A 15,965-nucleotide genomic window follows, 5' to 3' on the forward strand; every position below is an offset into this window, starting at 1 on the left:
TTCATTCTGCAATCAAGAGGAGTTGTTTCATGCCTTCACCTGAATCCGTCCCAGGCGCACCGGCTCCGCAGGCGCCGGACCTGCACGAGCCTGTCAAGCCGCGCCAACCGCTGCCTCCGAAAGATGACCAGAGACAGCCCGAGGTGCGCACTGTTGCGGGCGCCGAGGAGAAGGTGAAGGGCAACGGCCGCGGGCAGCGGGGTGAATATCTCACTACCGCAACGGGGACCCGTCTCTACGAGACCGACCACTCACTCACCGCCGGTGAGCGGGGGCCGACACTCCTTCAAGACCACCATCTTCGCGAAAAGATCACCCATTTCGATCACGAGAGAATCCCCGAGAGGGTTGTGCATGCGCGTGGTGCCGCTGCGCACGGAACGTTCCTGGCTGATGGGGCCGCCGAAAGTATTTGCAAAGCAGCCATGTTCGCGTCGGGCGCGAGGACCCCGGTATTCGTGCGATTCTCGACGGTGCTGGGTTCTCGAGGTTCGGCAGATACCGTGCGGGACACACGCGGCTTTGCCACCAAGTTCTACACCGACGAAGGTGTTTTCGATCTGGTAGGCAACAACATTCCGGTCTTCTTCATTCAAGACGGAATCAAATTTCCCGACATCATTCACGCCGCGAAGCCGCACCCGGACCGGGAGATCCCGCAAGCGCAGAGCGCGCACGACACATTCTGGGATTTCGTTTCCCTTCACACCGAGGCGACCGCTCACACGTTGTGGAACATGTCCGATCGAGGCATTCCCCGCTCGTATCGCATGATGGAGGGCTTCGGCATCCACACGTTCCGACTCGTGAACCCCGACGGTGAAACAAATTTGGTCAAGTTCCATTGGAAGCCGGCGGCAGGCGTTCACTCGCTGGTGTGGGAGGAAGCCCAGATAGCTGGTGGGATAGATCCGGACTTTCATCGCCGCGACCTCGCTGATGCCATCGAAGCGGGCGCGTACCCGTCCTGGGATCTTGGCGTGCAGGTGTTTCCGGATACCGAAGACGAAATGTTCGAAGGCATCGATCTGCTGGACCCCACCAAGATCGTTCCGGAGGAGATCGCGCCGGTTCAGATCGTCGGGACGATGACTCTCGACGCAAACCCCACCAATTTCTTCGCCGAGACCGAACAAGTTGCATTCCATCCCGGTCACTTGGTGCCAGGTATCGACATCACCAACGATCCACTGCTGCAGGCACGTTTGTTCTCGTATCTCGATACTCAGATCACACGTCTCGGCGGCCCCAACTTCGATCAGATCCCGATCAACCGCCCTCATGCACCCGTCAACGACATGCTCCGCGACGGCTTCCACCAGGACGGAGTCCATACCGGGGTAGCGCCGTACCGTCCCAACTCACTCGACGGTGGTTGCCCGTTCCTGGCCACCGCGGACAGCGCCGCTTACATCGAAGTGCCAGAAGAAGTTTCAGGTCGGAAGGTGCGTCAGGCGCCGGCAACGTTCGATGATCACTTCTCGCAGGCGCGTCTGTTCTTCCGAAGTCTGTCTCCGATCGAGCAGGAACACGTCGCAGGGGCATATACCTTCGAATTGGGGAAGTGCTACGAGGAGAACATCAAGATTCGGAATCTGGGGATCTTGGCGAACATCGATCCAGCGCTCGCCGAGACGGTGGCGCGTGGGCTCGGGCTCGAGGCCCCCGAACCTTCAGAGCCACTGGAGGATTCGGAGCCGAGCCCAGCGCTCTCGCAAGTGGGCGCGGAATGGCCCGTCGACGGCAGGATCATCGCGCTCGCAGTCGACGAGAATTCCGATCTGGATACCGTCGCTGCTGTGCGCGAGAAAATCGTCGACGCCGGTATGGTGCCGCTCGTTCTCGGACCGCACGGAGGGATGATCGGAGAGGGGGACAACGCGGTGACCGTGCAGAGGACGTACCTCACGGCTCGTTCGATCGAGTTCGACGCAATCTTGTTGAGCGGTGACGTGTCCAGGATCGATGAAGGCAAGTTGGATCCTCGTGTCGACACGCTTCTCAACGAAATGTACCGACACTGCAAGGCGATCGGTGGTTGGGGTGAGAGTACAGGTGTGCTTGCTGCCGCGGGTATCGATGAGACTGCGCCGGGCGTCGCCGTTGATGCGGATGCAGAAGCGGTTCTTGCCGCAGTCGCCCAACTCTTGAAGACGCACCGGGTGTGGGAGCGCTTCGCGATGCCACCGCCAGCCTGACAGTCGATGATCTGCTAGCGAATGGAGGCCGAACGCGATCTGCTGGATTTACGATCTCGCCGCAGACGACCGAAAGGACAACCGATGCATGATGACCCGCGACCCGAAATGCTGACCGATCAGGATCTCGATGAGTTATGCAGGCAGTTGGCCGCAGTGGTCACAGAGCGCGGTCTGACAGTTGCGACGGCGGAATCATTGACCGCCGGCAACATCGCTGCGCACCTCGGAAAGGCGCCAGACGCCGGATCGTGGTTCAGCGGGGGAGTCGTTGCCTACAGTCGAGTAGTCAAGCATTCGCTGCTTCATGTTCCTGACGGACCCGTTGTCTGTGAGGAGGCTGCGCGCGTCATGGCCCACAGCGCAGCTACGTTGATGGGCGCGACGCTGGCGATTTCTGTCACCGGCGAAGCGGGCCCGGACCCCCAGGAGAACGAACCGCCCGGAACCGTGTGGTTCGGAGTCGTCGACCACGGCACATGCGAAACCGAAAAGCGGGTCTTCTCCGGCGCACCTGAAGCCGTTGTCTGCGCCACGGTCGAGCACGCGATACGTGTCCTTCTGCGCCATGCAGCAGCAATCACGACTACATGAGTTGGTTACGATAACCGTTCGTCGGGTGGGGCGACTAACGGACTCACGTGTCTCTATTTGGTGCCAGGTTCGCCGGACCTGGCCGGCAAGGGTCAGAGATTGACCCAGCGGCATCGATCTGTGCTGCTGGGCTCAGATCTTAGTGGTTCACGATGCGAGCACGGCCCGCTGGTCGGCGGTCAGTCGACGCAGCGTTCCGGCCTCCGGGTCGGCAAACGCGAGCTGGGTGGTGGCGGTGACTGCAGGTCTCGAGTCCGGTGCGGCGTGTGCGGAGCGGACCTCGTAGCGGATGGTGACGTCGACTGCGCGGAGCTTCTCGATCCACATGGTGATCGCGAGTGGGCTGTCAGAGTGTTTCAGCGGGGTGCGGTATCGGAGTTCGGCGCCGGCAACGACGGATGGCTCGAAGATATTTGTGATTTCGGGGCCGGCGGAGTACAGCCAGTCGACGCGGGCTTCTTCGAGGAGCGTCAGCATGCGGGCGTGGTTGACGTGTTTGAAGATGTCCATGTCAGACCACCGGACGATGACATGCGAAGTATAGGTGCGGGCGGCGGTGTCGGTCATCGGTGCCAATCTCCTCGGGTGGTGGTGGTGGTGGTGGTGGTGGTCGTCATTGTCGCAGGGCGGTGTGGGAATTTTCGCGACCCTTGTCGATTTAAGTAGAGGGACGGGCCACGAAAGTTGTTTCAGGTGCTTGTTCATGCGCCTTTACTTGCGTTGATGGGTCTTCTGTATGTCGTTGTCTTACATCGGATCCGCCGCGGTTTCGGACTGACTCGTGTGCGGCGATGTTTCGTTGATGCAGGTTCACCTTTTGCGGGTGAATCGAACAGTCGCGAACGCCCGTAGCGTCGATGAAACTCACCGATTTGTGTGCTCACCAGAGATGGAGCTGTAAATGTCAGGTAGCGACGCGTGCAGCAGTCCGAAGATGACGGTGGATTACGCCCGAACAGTGGGCAACAACGCTTACCTGTGGGGGTGGCCGATGGTGAACATGCACAACCGGCGGACCTTGATGGAGAAACTCCCCGAACCGGGTCTGCTCGCTGGCATCGTGCCCGCCGGCCCACCCGGCACAATCGGAATGCTGCACAACTACATTCGCCCGGAGGAGCGCGTAGTGGCGTGCCCGAACCAGGACGTCGTCTATGGGTTTGGTGTTCTCGACGCCGAACGCGGACCCTCTGTCGTGCAGGTCCCCGATTTCGACGACCGCTTCTGGGTGTACCAGGTGGTTGATCAGCGCACAGACTCATTCGTCGAACTTGGAAAAATGTACGGGACAGCGCCGGGTTTCTACCTGCTCGCACACACCTCATGGGACGGGGACGTTCCCGAAGGCATCACCGACGTGTTCCGTTACGACACCCGCAACGGTGTGGTGATCCCGCGGGTGTTCATGGACGACACACCACATGATCGAGAAGCGATCGTGCCGCTCGTCAATCGCATCAGTGTCTATCCCCTTACCGAATTTGACGGGACCACCAAAATCAAGGACTGGACGGATGTCCCGACTTTCGGCGGAGGCAACTCCACCGAAGGTCAGAGCGAAACCCAGTGGGTCGATCCCGAAACCTACTTCGAGGTCTTCGGTGACGTACTCGACGAAGTGCCCCCGCTTCCCGGCGAGGAAGCCCTCTACGACTGGTTTCGATCGGTACTCGCTGCAGCAGAAGGTGATCCCGCAATCGCGGACGCATTGCGGCAGTCGGCGATCGAGACGGATGTTGTCGTCCGAGATCTGTTCGAGTTTCGCAATATCGGGATCCCTGTCGCGCACAACTGGACCACGCAACGCAACGGCGCTGCATTCGGAACCGATTATCTTTCGCGGACCGCGATCGGTAAGTCGAATATCTTCGTCAACACGCCGAATGAAACTGCGTACTACTACCAGGATCTCGACGACATCGGAACACGGCTGCACGGGTCGAGCACCTACACAGTGCGGTTCCCGGCCGGCCAGTTGCCGCCGGTGAAAGGTTTCTGGTCACTGACCGTCTACAACAAACACCACTTCTTTCATCCCAACGACCTCGACCGCTACTCTCTTGGAACCAAGAACCAGACCCTCACCTACGGCGACGACGGATCGCTGACCTTGACCGTCGGCGGGGCCGCACCAACCGACCCGAAAGAACTCGCCAACTGGCTTCCGGCACCGGACGACGAATTCACTGTCTATCTCCGCGCGTATTGGCCGAATCAAGAAATCCTCGCCGGTAGGTGGGAGCCACCCGCTGTCACGAATGTGCTCTGACGTTGAGACCCGCAGGCTTGGTATCGAAAGTCTCTTCGCTGATCTGAAGAACAACCGGATAAGGGTGCACCGCGGCTTTTTCGTGGGTTCGGATTGAACCGCTACACCTACTCAGTTGGGTTAACCTTCGCGGCGTTGAATATTCTCATTCTCCGCGACTGGCCGGCCTGAGAGTCTGGCAAAATAGAATCCCGCAGATCCAGACCAATTGGGCAGGATGCGAAGGAACCGCGCCTGACGCGGTGCTCAGTTCAGCGTCCCGGTTCGGTATTCATCACCGGACGACCTCTACGGAAATGCTCAGGTCCGTGAGCTTCGGTCAGACCCCGCTATCGGGTTGCAATGATCATCGTTTCGTTTGTGGTCATGGTGGTCGGGATCTGCGTGGGGTCGTACAACTCGGTCTCGACGCCGATTGGGGCGTGTCAAGTCGAGCTTGACAAGTAATGTGTGTCAGAGCAACCTTGACAGCATGAATGGCATGAATGAACTGGTGGAGCGGGCCATGACCGTTGATGTCGGGGCTGCGGCGAGGGCGGCTCTGGATGCGGCGACCGTCGAAGTGTCGCGGCAGGTCGACGAGTTGATCGGGGCCGGGCCACTGCCGGGGACCCCGGAATGGGAGGTCGAGGAGCGCGAAGGGGCAGCGGCGAGCAGGCAGCTGGCGTGGTCGCTCGCGTCGCTGCGCGTCGAGCTTGCTGCGGGACTCGACCCGTTACCGACCGTGATCGGGCTCCGCCGGATCGGCGCCACCTGGGAGCTCATCGCGCGGGCGGCGGGCGTGTCCCGGCAGGCTGCACATGAGCGGTGGGGTCAGAAGGTGCTCGCCGTGCTGGACCGCTACGGCACCGGTGAACTAGGTGGTCCGGTTGCCGACGATGAGAGCGACCTGCGCTGATTCGGATTGCGGCGCTTCACTTCCGGGCGACGGTACAGATCGCGCGCCGCTTTCTGCGGGAACGCCGCCGTCACGAGTGTCGATGGTTTTGAGGTTTTGGTCGACGCAGCAGGCTACCTCGAGGGGCTTGGCCGTTTACGGACCCCGCTTCGAAGAAACGATGCGGAAAAATCCGTCGGCGCGTCTACTGGCGCGCGTGTGGCTTCAATGGAACGGTAGTAGCGATAGGAGGCCGCGACGGCGACGACAAGGACGAGCGTCGTCAGCGCGCTGCCTTCCACTCCGTAATTGCCTCCGGTCAGGACCGAGGACGCACCGGAATCTGAGCCGAAGGTGAAGATGGTGACATCGCGGGCACTGGCGTGACCGGATATTCCGAAGATGTTGCTCTGGGCCATGTTCCACGCCATGTGGAGCCCAGCAGCAAACCAGATCGACCCCTGCGCGAGGGACAGGAACGAGAACAGGAGACCGAACAGGAAGATGTTGATCAGGACGAGAGGATGGAAGTCGAGGTGGACGACAGCGAAGAGGACCGATGGCAAGATCACCGCGATCCACCCGTTCGTCAGCCTCAGCCCGTGCCATTGCAGCAGGTAGCCGCGGACAACGATTTCCTCGGTCGATGCCTGCACGATCCAGACCGGGATCAACGACAGCACGATCCACACGGCCGCCGACCCTGTGGTGACATGATCTTCCGTCGCGTTTGCGTCGTAGCCTGCAAACAGCACCATCAGCAACAGCGCGACCCCGAAGAGTACGAAGCCACCGACAAGACCGGTGACGAACCTTTGCACGCCCCGGCGGTCACGCAGGCCGACCGAGAAGACCGGCCGTCGCTCGTACAACACGACCCACAGGGCGAGCACCAGCAGTGTGAATCCATTGGTGATCACTTCGTTCCACTGCGCGGGTACACTTCCGTCTATCCCGTGACCGGTGATTGCTTCGGCAACCACCGCGCCGATGCTTTGGCCGCCGATGATCGCGACGAGCGCGACGATCCAGACGACAACGAGGTTGGGGCGCCTCCGCGCGGTAGCAGCTTCTTGTACCAGGGGCGAGGACACGACATTCATCTGCAGAATCTCCGATCGTGGCGACGGATCGCGCATCCGATATGCCCGATTCGAATCAGGTTATTGGATGAGTGCGGTCCGTGTGCTGCGACAGCATTTTGTTCCGATGGCTCCCGCGCGGCTCCTGGTTTGGAATAGTCCATGTTGTCGATGGTCACTCCACACCGAAACTCGTAGAACGGCGTTCAAGGAGCATATGCCCGACAAGATCAACCCGGGCTCGACTTTTCACGCGAAACAGTTAACCGACTCAATGAAATAGCTTCCTCGCGAAGGAAGTTGGAGCCGCCGACACGTGGTGTCGGCGGCTCCAACTTGATTCCGGTGTGCGGATATGGAGGTGTCGGTCAGGCTGCTGCGGTTGCAGGCTGCTTTTCGCTGATTCGGCCTCGGATGAAGAAGATGGCGGCGATACCGAAGACGATCAGCAGGATTGTGACGATGGTGGCGACGACTGTAGCGCCGCTGGCCCCAGCTATTGCGGTGTCGAGTCCACCGGTCGAGAGAATGGTGGTGGGATCGGTAATGCCGTGCAACACGATTGCCGCCCAGATCGTGCCCGTCACACGCATCGTCAGGTACATGCACATGCCGAATCCGAAGGTGTAGACGATGGTGGCCAGGACAGTGGATGCTTCCATCCCGGAGATGAGGTTGACCGTGTGCATGAGCGCAAACAGTAGGGAGGAGATGACTGCGACGAAGCGTTCGCTGCGGCCGGCGTCGCGCAGCAATTTCACCGCGAGGCCTCGGGTGATGAGCTCTTCGGCGAGGCCGACACATACGCCGAGTGCTAGCAAGGCAACGATTTCACCGCCGGTCCATGCGCTCCAGTCGGTTCCGGTCAGGTGCGCGACGATAGCGGCGACTACGAGAATCGGGCCGATCCGCATCCATCGGTGTCCACGGATAGGTTGGGGGCCGAAGATGCTGCGCAGCCAGCCCACCTTGGCCGTGAATATCAGCAGTGCGATGGCACCGATCGCGATGGGCAGGACGACACCGAACAGGATGCTGGCGGCGGTCGCGACGACGTTGTCTGTGTCGATCTCATCGGCGAATACACGTGCGAGCAGCTGTCCGACGGCAAGGTAGAAGGCCAAGTAGATGACGATCAGCAGGAGTGGTTTCCAGACAGCTGGACGGTCCCAGAAACCGGGCTTTTCGTGCATTGCGGTAGTCATTGTCAGATCGTAAAGGTTTCGGAGGGAATCGCTCGGTGACGGCGAGATTCTTGCAGATGGAAAGTTGCAGACCGTCCCAGAATGTTGACCGTCATCTGCAAATGCCATGACAATCTGCAAATGTCATGACAATCTGCACCGAGAGCAAACGCTCATAGAATTACAACGCTGCCGGCGAACTCGGCCGCCGCGGAGGCAGATCGCTCACTGATAACATCGGCGCGTAGGCCCGAATCCCGAAGTGCGCCAGCGTGTTATGCGCAAAGATTACTTTGGCGCTCGGTGTCGAGGATCTCGTCGAGGCCGGCACAACTCTGCTGCCGATGTTTTCAGGTCGGAATGGCCTCTCAATCGCGGTTCCACGTGGCGCCGTGGGAGCGTCAGTGTGTGTCTGGCTCATCGTCGCAAGCCGTTGACGTGGTTTCCGGGATACGGATCATCCGGAACGAATTGAACACCCCGATGAGGCCGGCGAGGAGGGGAATGAGCAGTGCGACTTGAAGAGCGAGAGGTCGTGTGTCGGTGTTGATGCGGATGATCTCGCTCTGAATCTCCGGGGGCTGGTTGACGAGTAGTTGTTCGAGCTGGGTGTTGCTCATGACTTCGGCGTCGTCTTCGAGTACTTGCGCCACCTGCTGCTGCTCTGCCTGGGGGAGCACGGTGCTCGACCCAGCCATGGTGGTGAAAGTGATGGACAGCGTCGCCAACATGATGGCGCCCGCGAATGCCAACCCGAAGGACAATCCGAAGGACCCGGCCGCGGAATTGACTCCGGCAGCTTCGCTGATTCGCTGTTCCTCGATCGGGGCAAGTGTGTAGTTGTTGAGTTGAGAGACCAACAATCCCAACCCTGATCCCGCGATCAGCAGGGGGATTACCAGGCCCCAGCCGAACTCTGCCCGTGGCACGATCGGGATCAGCGCCACGATTCCGATAGTCAACAGTACGAATCCCCACCTGATGATTCTGCTCGGGCGCCGATCACCCGCCTTCTTCGCCGCAAGTAACGCCACCGCGAACATGCTCAGGGAGAGGGGTGCGAGGGACAAACCTGCCTGCATCGCGTTGTACTCGAGCACCATTTGCAGGTAAATCGGCAGCGCGATCATCGTGCCGCCCAGAGCGATCTGTTGCAGCATCTGTCCGGAGATTCCCAGCCGGAAGATCTTGGAGCGGAATAGTTCCGGATCCAGCAGGGTCGGTAGTCCTCGATGTTTGCGCCGCACCAGCCAGTACGCCAACACTGCCAGTGCAATCGCACCGACCGCCAGCAGCGCACCAACGGCTTCACCGCCTTCCTGCCAGACCAGGATTCCCAACACGATCCCGCCCATGCCCAGAACGGACAGGACCGCTCCCACCAGATCGATCCCTCGGGGGCCGGTGTACGGCACATCGCGAACCAGTTTGATGCCCGAGAGGACGACCGCGATGACGACGACCTCGAGCACGAAACCAACACGCCACGAGAGATAGGTGGTGATGAATCCTCCGAGTAGCGGTCCGACGGCGGCGGCAATCGCCGCTGCTGCGCCGACCAGGGCGTAGACCTTCTTCTGTTCTGCTCCTTCGAAGTTGCCGTGGATGAGGGATTGCATGGCGGGCAGCAGGAGGGAGGCGCCGATCCCACCGAGCACGGCCCAGAAGATGACGATCGCGGTCAAGGACTGCGCGAACGCCATTGCCGAGGCGCCGATTGCATAGCCGAGCAGGCCCAGTACATACGCGCGTTTGCGTCCGATGAGATCGCCGACCTTGCCGCCGATCAAAATGAATGCGGCGGATACCAGTGCTTCGAGTGCGATTGCTGCTTGGACACCGCTCACCGTCGTATCGAGGTCGCGCACCACGGAGGAGATCGAGACATTCATCAGTGATGTGTCGACGACGAGAACGAACATCGCCATCGCGAGCAGAAGGGCGAGCAGGCGTGGAGGACCGGCTGCCTGCTCGGCGGTACTGTCGATCGTCGGTTCTTCAGTCATGACGGATCTGCTGCCTCCGTAGTTACGACGCTTTCCCGGGAGTGTTCCACCTCGTGACGAGTCCAATCTGCGCTCGCTCGTGGATGCCTGCGATAGGAGAGCGAACCGGCGGAGCGTCGATCGGTCCGTAGCGTCACGTCCACCTCCCGGCCGCGCGTCCGTCCTGTTTCAAGGGCTCGGGACGGGAATGTGTTAGTAGTGGACGGGTTTCGAGCGCGATGTCCATCCCGTATCACGAGTTTCTCATGTGCGGTGCGCCCTATCTAGAGTTCGAGACTCTAGATTTAGCGCTGAGGTCGGCAGGTGGAAGGTGTGTGGCCGAACGCCTGCAAACGAACCAAAACCACCGACATCCGACTTCGACGAGAGCAGTCGTCTTCGAAGACGTTGGTCGCGGCGATGTCTGCTGGGTCGTTGTACCGGGTGTGGCCTGGCGCCGTCGGTCGCTCTCGGTGGTCAGTCGGTACCTGCAGGTTGATCATGCAGGTCGAGTACAAGGGCTTGGAGCCTGCACCTTTCGATTCGTCACTGGTCGGAATACTCTCCGACTGAATGTCGATCGGCGATCCGCGAGGTAATTCTTGGTCGAGGGCCGCAGGAGGTTGTCGAGCGATTTGGGGACCGAGCAGCGGGTATCCAGGCGACATGATCCGACGGGAGAGTCACTCGACCGATCCGTACGTGAGACCGTGAGGGGCGGCTATGTCCGAGAAAATACTGGTCCAGCAAAGTGTGGCAAAGGGAGCAACGATGGGCGGGGCGGTTCTTCTCGTCACCGTCGGCGTGCTCGAGTTCTTACAAGGGATATCGGCGATTGCGAAGGATGAGGTGTTCGTCGTCGGTCCCGAGTACGCCTACCAATTCGACCTCACCGTGTGGGGATGGATCCATCTTGTACTCGGTGTCGTCGTCGCGGTGGTCGGCGTCACGTTGTTCACGGGGTCGATCTGGTCCCGGGTGGGCGCTGTGGTGATCTGCGGTGTGTCGATCGTCGTCAATTTCCTGTGGTTGCCCTACTACCCGTGGTGGGCGACGACGATCATCGCGCTCAACGTGTTCGTAATCTGGGCGGTCACGACATGGAATCGCGAGATCATCTGAGCCGCAACGCCGGGTCCACCTCGGTTGGCCGTACCGAGGTCGAACAAAAAGTCGGCGGACTGCCCGCAATGCAGGCGCTCGGGAAGCGGATGCCCTGTTCAGCTTGACCACGACCGGGTCCAACGCGCTCGACCGGGTGTCTCGTTGGTGTTGTCTCACGCCAGATTCTGTTGTCCCGGTTCCGAGCAGTGTTCTCACTAGTTCGTAGATCTCTTGTCTCGCAGCGGCTGTAGATGCTGCGGCCACTCCGTCTCCGACGGGCTAGTTGAGAACGGGGTGAGTGAGTTCGTCGTTGCGATTTTCTATGTCGGCAATGCCGTCGTTGCGCGCCGGGACCGGAAGGATGAACTGGTGTCGCACATGATTACGCGCTCACGGCGTTGCGCGACGCAACGTCACCCAGGCTCCGGCGATGCACACGATGGCAAGGGCCAAGGGGAGTAATACCATCGGCACCACACGGGGAGTATCGACAAACCACGAACCGATCGCCGGCCACCAGCTAGCCCAGGTGATCAAGATCGCAGACAGGCCGAGCGTGCCGAACAGTCCGGGGAGGGAGGCAAGCAGACCGGTGCTCCGCCACCGCTGGTAGATCTCACCTGTCAGCATTGCGATCGAACTGGTGAGTAGAAGCGTTGCGAACAACGCAACGTCCCCCACCGAAGCTGGGTTCTTCAACCTAGAATGCGGTAATGCGTACTGCAGCAGTGGGAATTCTGCTTTTATTGGCCGTGACCGGATGTTCGGCCAGTGGTTCAAGTGGGGACGACCCCGCGAACGTTCAGCCAATACCGTCGACAAGTGTGCCTCGTGAGACGGAAGTCGAGTATCTGTCACCGACGTTGGTGCCAACTCCGGAATCGAACGTCGAGTTGACGGACAGCGCAGATCTGACAGATACACATCCGGTCTCGGTCACTTCCTACAGTCTTGTGGAGGGGGCGGGAGATCGCGTCGCCGTGCACTTCGTCTCTGGCACCCCTGAGTGTTTCGGTGCACACGCCACCGTTGACGAGACAACGTCCGACGTGACGGTGAGGGTGAGTGTCGGCACGCTTCCCGCTGCAGTTGGGATGGCCTGCACGATGGAGGTTGTTGATGCAACTCTCGATCTATCGCTCGACGCTCCGCTCGGAGACAGGACCGTCCGCAACGGCTGATCGAAAATGCGTAAGGAAATCACGGGACGTAATCCATGTGGTTTGTAGAAATGCGTATGGAGAACTCGACTACTCATCGGGTGGCAGGTGCGTCCAGCGACGATCAGCAGGACTCGAAGTAAGTCGCAGTCGACTGGCGTTGCGCATGGGGAACATAGATTTTCGGGGTCGTGGAATTTAGTGACACGAACAGAATTGAGGGCGTGGAGATCGCGGTCGAGACGTGCCACCCCCGGGCTTTCCGGAATTTGTTTGATTCCTTCAGGAATCCGGCCACCCTCGAATATTCATTGCAACATGCCTGGCTTACGAAGGCCGAGTCTGCTTCGGAACCAACAGAAATCGCGAGGCGGAAATTTCGGTCTGCACTCTGTCCTTGGGTCGGTGCTTGTTGGAGCAAACGCCATCCAGCCGCCGGCGTCCCTTGCGCCCAAGCCGGAACCGCCTAAATCGTTTGCATATGGTTTTTAGTCCCTTTACTGTCGTGGTGTGCATTTGTACTTTCTCTAAGACGGCTGAGTAAGGCCTTCCGCGCTTGTCGAGTCATCCGAGCTTGCGGCGGCCGCTCGTTATCGACCTCTGCGTGGGGTCGCCGTCTTCGGCGTACCTGTTTGCCTTTGGCAGCCGGTGTGCCTTTTCGAAGGATCCGAATGCTCACTTCTACGAACCCTCAATCCATGCGCCAACGCGCCCAACTGACCGCCTCCGACGTCTCCGTGATGCGCGGCGCGAACCCGGTCTTGAACCACGTCGACCTCACGGTCACTCCCACATCGCGTATCGCCATCGTGGGCGAGAACGGGCGAGGGAAATCCACCCTCCTCCACGTGCTCGACGGAACCCTCAGCCCTGACTCCGGCACAGTGCAACGCATCGGAACACTTGGTGTCGCGGAGCAGGAGATGCTGGCACACGACGATCGAACAGTCGGTCAAGCCGTCGCGGAGGCGATCGCCGAATCACTAGCGGCGCTGGAGTCACTCGACGCGGCCATGCTCGCGATATCCGACGGAACCACCGACGGCGCTCGGCGGTACTCGGCCGCATTGGAATACGCCGAAGTGTTGAACGCCTGGGATGCCGAGCGACGGGTGCACATCGCCCTCGAAGCGCTCGACGCGGAGACCGACCCGGAGCGGTCGCTCCGCAGCCTCTCGGTCGGACAGCGGTACCGCGTACGCCTGGCCTGCCTTCTGGGTGCAGATGACGATTTCCTGTTACTCGACGAGCCCACAAACCACCTCGACCGAAGCGGTCTCGAATTCCTGACAGCGCAACTCCGGGAGCGTAATGGAGGCGTCGTTGTCGTCACCCACGATCGCGCATTGCTCTCCGATATTGCGGAGACCATCGTGGACCTTGACCCCTCACCCGATGACCGGATCCGCCTGTACGGCAACGGCTACGCCGGTTACCGCGAGGGCCGCCTCGCCGAGCGCGCACTCTGGGAACAGGAGTACGACCGCCAACAAGCCGAGCATGCCCGACTGAAGGACAGTCTCAGCTCAGCGCAGAACCGTCTCCAATCTGGGTGGAGACCGGAGAAGGGGACGAACAAGCACGGTCGCGCGACGCGCGCGGGCGGGCTCGTGCAGAGCGTTCATCGCCGCCAGGAGCAGTTCGAAGCTCATGCGGTGATGGTTCCGGAACCACCCCAGCACTTTCGGTTCCCTGAACTCGCGGCGAAAGCCGGTCGGGTGTTGTTGACTGCGGATCGGGTCTGCGTGGACGACCGCTTGGACTGCCAGGATTCCCTTACGCTCTCTCACCGTGATCGCCTCGTCGTAACCGGACCCAACGGTGCCGGAAAGTCGACGCTGCTGAGCGTGCTCGCCGGTGAACTGAAACCGAGCGCGGGTTCCGTTCGGAGGGCGCCGGGCACCCGTCTCGGGTACCTCCGTCAGGAAACCGATCTGCCATTGAACATGCGGGCGAGTGAAGTCTATGCCGCTCACCTCGAGGTGCTCATTGCAGCGGGGACGCTCGAGGCGTCCGATGCAATCGGGCTCTCGTACCTCGGCCTCCTGCGTGCGCGTGAATCGAGCAAGCGGATCGGTGAACTGTCGATGGGACAGCAACGTCGTCTCGACCTCGCGATGGTACTTGCAGGCAAGCCGCATGTACTCCTTCTTGACGAGCCGACGAACCACCTCTCAGTTGCCCTCGTCGACGAACTCACCGAGGCAATGGCCGCAACCTACGTCGCGGTCGTTCTCTGCACCCACGATCGCCAACTTCTCCGAGATGTCGACGACTGGCCCCCACTGCAATTGACCGAAACGTCCTGAGCGGGGAATCGAACGACAAGGCCGACAAGATCCGGGATGCTCTCGGCAGCGGTTGATGGGTGAACACCCTATGGATGGATGGGTGCTCACTCATGGTGATTCATTCTGTGCTGCATATGGTTTGGTAAGCCTGACCGATCGGTAATCGCGCGTAGTGCGGGCTTTTGATCATATCAATCTGGTTGAGTTCCAGGGGCTGCATTCGTTTTGTCATCGCTGCCGCCGGCGGGTCTTACGTTGTGGGCGGTGTGGCGTTCGCGATGAATTCGTGTGCGCGGTGGTTGATGTGGTCGCGTAGTCGCGCCACGGCAGCGGTCGGCTGATGATTGCCTGTGGCGAGCCCGATGGTCCGAGCGTTCACCCCGGACAGGGGGATGCTTGCGAGGCTGGGGTGGGGGGTTTCTGCGGCGGGTAGGACGGCGATGCCGAGGCCGTGTCCGACGAGGACACGGATCGTCTCGAACTCGCTGATCTCGAAGGTTACGCTCGGGGTGAATCCTGCCTTCTCACAGCATGAGTCGAGGTTCTTACGCAGGTGGTAAGACGGTGGGCTGGCAATGAATGACTCCTCGGCGAGTTCCGCGAGGTCAACCTGCGTGCGCTCGGCCAGCCGGTGGGTGCGTGCGACGTGGAGTAGGAGGCGTTGGTGTCCTAGGACGGTGACGGGCAGGTCGTCGGGTGGCGGGATCATCACGGCAAGATCGAGGCGGCCATCGCGCACCATTTCGGCGAGTGCTTCGCCGTGTGCTTGCACGAGGTGCAGTCGGATTCTCGGCGCCGACTGGTGGAACTCGGCGAGCAGGGAGGGGACGCTCACCGGTCCGAGGGTGAGTGGGAAGCCGAAACGCACGAGTCCGCTGTCGGGGTCGGCGTTGCTGCGCACCGCGTTTACGGCATCGTCGAGTGCCCACACCAGGTCGCTGGTTCGTTCGTGTAGTTCACGACCGGCTGCGGTGAGGGAGACGCCGCGTCCGACCTGCTGGAACAGCGGTAATCCAATTGTTTGCTCCAGAGTTTTGAGGCGTCGACTCAGTGACGACTGCGGCACGCCGAGGAGATCCGCCGCACGGGTGATGTGGCCTTCGCGTGCTGCGGTGTCGAAGGCAGCCAACAACGGCACTGTGGCCGCGGCCTCGTCGGACAGAAACCGATCCATATGCGGATCATAACTCCTCGATTTCTTCATTGGACGGATGAGTGGTG

At 60.7% G+C, this 15,965-nt stretch carries 13 protein-coding genes; 7 read left to right on the forward strand and 6 right to left on the reverse strand.

The features are described 5' to 3' along the window. The first annotated feature begins 29 nt into the window (after positions 1-29). Together ACFRFQ_RS01350 and ACFRFQ_RS01355 are read left to right on the forward strand one after the other, a co-directional pair. A complete protein-coding gene (locus ACFRFQ_RS01350) occupies positions 30-2,198 on the forward strand; it encodes a catalase (RefSeq protein ID WP_378652169.1) in 2,169 nt (722 codons plus the stop codon). 84 nt (positions 2,199-2,282) lie between these two features. Next, positions 2,283-2,792, forward strand: a complete 510-nt coding sequence (locus ACFRFQ_RS01355; RefSeq protein ID WP_378652172.1) for a CinA family protein — start codon at positions 2,283-2,285, stop codon at positions 2,790-2,792. A 147-nt stretch (positions 2,793-2,939) separates the two neighbouring features. Here the strand turns inward: ACFRFQ_RS01355 and ACFRFQ_RS01360 are convergent, their stop codons facing one another. After that, entirely contained in the window at positions 2,940-3,359 is a 420-nt protein-coding gene (locus ACFRFQ_RS01360; protein ID WP_378652175.1) for an acyl-CoA thioesterase, read from the reverse strand. Positions 3,360-3,693: 334 nt separating this feature from the next. On the opposite strand from ACFRFQ_RS01360, the gene ACFRFQ_RS01365 reads away from it, so the two are divergent. Then, a complete protein-coding gene (locus tag ACFRFQ_RS01365) occupies positions 3,694-5,061 on the forward strand; it encodes a DUF1254 domain-containing protein (RefSeq protein ID WP_378652178.1) in 1,368 nt (455 codons plus the stop codon). A gap of 472 nt (positions 5,062-5,533) precedes the next feature. Continuing rightward, positions 5,534-5,959: a hypothetical protein gene (locus ACFRFQ_RS01370; protein WP_378652180.1), complete on the forward strand. Its 426-nt coding sequence runs from the start codon at positions 5,534-5,536 to the stop codon at positions 5,957-5,959. A gap of 113 nt (positions 5,960-6,072) precedes the next feature. On the opposite strand, the gene ACFRFQ_RS01375 is transcribed toward ACFRFQ_RS01370, so the two are convergent. From ACFRFQ_RS01375 to ACFRFQ_RS01385, 3 genes are all read right to left on the reverse strand, one after another. Next, entirely contained in the window at positions 6,073-7,041 is a 969-nt protein-coding gene (locus ACFRFQ_RS01375; protein ID WP_378652183.1) for a CPBP family intramembrane glutamic endopeptidase, read from the reverse strand. A gap of 347 nt (positions 7,042-7,388) precedes the next feature. Then, complete coding sequence (locus ACFRFQ_RS01380) at positions 7,389-8,225, reverse strand: type II CAAX prenyl endopeptidase Rce1 family protein (protein ID WP_378652186.1); 837 nt, start codon at positions 8,223-8,225, stop codon at positions 7,389-7,391. A 380-nt stretch (positions 8,226-8,605) separates the two neighbouring features. Next, the gene (locus ACFRFQ_RS01385) at positions 8,606-10,210 is read right to left on the reverse strand and encodes an MFS transporter (protein ID WP_378652188.1); all 1,605 of its coding nucleotides are present in this window, start codon (positions 10,208-10,210) and stop codon (positions 8,606-8,608) included. 702 nt (positions 10,211-10,912) lie between these two features. Here ACFRFQ_RS01385 and ACFRFQ_RS01390 point away from each other — a divergent pair. Continuing rightward, complete coding sequence (locus tag ACFRFQ_RS01390; protein ID WP_378652191.1) at positions 10,913-11,311, forward strand: hypothetical protein; 399 nt, start codon at positions 10,913-10,915, stop codon at positions 11,309-11,311. Positions 11,312-11,683: 372 nt separating this feature from the next. Here the strand turns inward: ACFRFQ_RS01390 and ACFRFQ_RS01395 are convergent, their stop codons facing one another. Then, positions 11,684-11,992: a hypothetical protein gene (locus tag ACFRFQ_RS01395; protein ID WP_378652193.1), complete on the reverse strand. Its 309-nt coding sequence runs from the start codon at positions 11,990-11,992 to the stop codon at positions 11,684-11,686. Positions 11,993-12,117: 125 nt separating this feature from the next. Between ACFRFQ_RS01395 and ACFRFQ_RS01400 the strand changes: the two genes are divergently transcribed. Together ACFRFQ_RS01400 and ACFRFQ_RS01405 are read left to right on the forward strand one after the other, a co-directional pair. Next, entirely contained in the window at positions 12,118-12,474 is a 357-nt protein-coding gene (locus ACFRFQ_RS01400; protein WP_378652195.1) for a hypothetical protein, read from the forward strand. Between the two features lie 650 nt (positions 12,475-13,124). After that, on the forward strand, positions 13,125-14,762 hold the full coding sequence (locus ACFRFQ_RS01405; RefSeq protein ID WP_378652197.1) for an ABC-F family ATP-binding cassette domain-containing protein: 1,638 nt from the start codon (positions 13,125-13,127) through the stop codon (positions 14,760-14,762). 232 nt (positions 14,763-14,994) lie between these two features. Here the strand turns inward: ACFRFQ_RS01405 and ACFRFQ_RS01410 are convergent, their stop codons facing one another. After that, on the reverse strand, positions 14,995-15,918 hold the full coding sequence (locus ACFRFQ_RS01410; protein WP_378652200.1) for a LysR family transcriptional regulator: 924 nt from the start codon (positions 15,916-15,918) through the stop codon (positions 14,995-14,997). Positions 15,919-15,965 lie beyond the last annotated feature (47 nt).

The organism is Rhodococcus sp. NPDC056743 (assembly GCF_042790355.1).
In the GTDB taxonomy this organism is placed as follows: domain Bacteria; phylum Actinomycetota; class Actinomycetes; order Mycobacteriales; family Mycobacteriaceae; genus Rhodococcus_F.

Coding starts and splice junctions, on each gene's coding strand:
- ACFRFQ_RS01350 (WP_378652169.1), top strand. CDS start 30: ATGCCTTCACCTGAATCCGTCCCAGGCGCACCGGCTCCGCAGGCGCCG.
- ACFRFQ_RS01355 (WP_378652172.1), top strand. CDS start 2,283: ATGCATGATGACCCGCGACCCGAAATGCTGACCGATCAGGATCTCGAT.
- ACFRFQ_RS01360 (WP_378652175.1), bottom strand. CDS start 3,359: ATGACCGACACCGCCGCCCGCACCTATACTTCGCATGTCATCGTCCGG.
- ACFRFQ_RS01365 (WP_378652178.1), top strand. CDS start 3,694: ATGTCAGGTAGCGACGCGTGCAGCAGTCCGAAGATGACGGTGGATTAC.
- ACFRFQ_RS01370 (WP_378652180.1), top strand. CDS start 5,534: ATGAATGGCATGAATGAACTGGTGGAGCGGGCCATGACCGTTGATGTC.
- ACFRFQ_RS01375 (WP_378652183.1), bottom strand. CDS start 7,041: ATGAATGTCGTGTCCTCGCCCCTGGTACAAGAAGCTGCTACCGCGCGG.
- ACFRFQ_RS01380 (WP_378652186.1), bottom strand. CDS start 8,225: ATGACTACCGCAATGCACGAAAAGCCCGGTTTCTGGGACCGTCCAGCT.
- ACFRFQ_RS01385 (WP_378652188.1), bottom strand. CDS start 10,210: ATGACTGAAGAACCGACGATCGACAGTACCGCCGAGCAGGCAGCCGGT.
- ACFRFQ_RS01390 (WP_378652191.1), top strand. CDS start 10,913: ATGTCCGAGAAAATACTGGTCCAGCAAAGTGTGGCAAAGGGAGCAACG.
- ACFRFQ_RS01405 (WP_378652197.1), top strand. CDS start 13,125: ATGCTCACTTCTACGAACCCTCAATCCATGCGCCAACGCGCCCAACTG.
- ACFRFQ_RS01410 (WP_378652200.1), bottom strand. CDS start 15,918: ATGGATCGGTTTCTGTCCGACGAGGCCGCGGCCACAGTGCCGTTGTTG.